Here is a 1052-nt window from a genome sequence, read left to right on the forward strand (position 1 = left end):
ACCCACTTGCCCTGGCCTTCCTTTAGGCGTAGCGCGGTGGGAATGCGCCAGGCGGTGTGGAACACCTCGGGGTCGAGGAACGGCACGCGCACTTCCAGGCTGCTGGCCATGCTGGCGCGGTCCACCTTGACCAGCACGTCGTCCACCATGAAGTGCAGCGTATCCATCAGCAGCATCCACTCCACGCTATTGAACTGCTGCAGCGCCGGGAACAGCGCCTCCGGCGCCGCGCCCTGCCCTGAGCCTTCCAGCAGCGCCTGAGGTTCACGGTTCATCGAGGCCACGCCGGCAAACAGCGCCCGCTCACTCGCGCTTTCCAGCACCGCCGCCAGCTTGTGCAGCTTTTCGCCGAAGGTGCGCATCCGCAGGCGGCTGGGCAACACCTTGCCACCCAGCTGCATCATGCGATCGAACGCATGAGGAGGAATCGCCTTGAGGCTGGCGCCCAAGGCACGCCGGGCCGGGTGCGGCAGGCGCCGTAACTTGTGCCAGATGCGCGGCACCCACAGGTGGCGGTTGTAGCCGCCGAACAGCTCATCGCCGGCATCACCGGAGAGCGCCACGCTGACGTGCTCACGGGTCAGCCGGGCAACCAGCGCGGTGGGCAGCTGGGACGAATCCGCGAAGGGCTCGTCGTAGAGCTCGGGCAACTGGGGCACCAGATCGAGCGCCATGGCTGAGGTGGCCTGCAGCGTCATATGCTCGGTGCCCAGGTGGGCCGCCACCGCCTCGGCATGCTGTGATTCATCGTAGCGGGCATCGTCGAAGCCCACCGAGAAGGTGCGCACCGGCCGCTCGGCCTGCTGCTGCATCAGCGCGACGATCAGCGAGCTATCGATACCGCCAGAAAGGAAGGCGCCCAGCGGCACATCGGCCAGCATGCGGCTGCGCACCGACTGGCCCAGCGCCTGCTCCACCGCCGAGACGGCGGCCTCTGGGTCATCGAGCGGCGCCGCCTGCATGGCCTGGCGCGCCGCCGCCTCCGCCGACCACCAGCGCTGCGGCGTTGGCAACACCCCGGCCTGCACATCGGCGGCAGAAAGCGTCAGCAT

1 protein-coding gene is annotated in these 1052 nt (G+C 68.4%); it reads right to left on the minus strand.

All coding sequences use genetic code 11. The annotated features are described in order from the left end of the window. The coding region (locus tag ACESMD_RS02565; protein WP_372610060.1) for an asparagine synthetase B at positions 1–1052 on the minus strand (1052 nt) is incomplete at both ends.

It is taken from the genome of Halomonas sp., from assembly GCF_041689495.1.
GTDB lineage: Bacteria > Pseudomonadota > Gammaproteobacteria > Pseudomonadales > Halomonadaceae > Halomonas.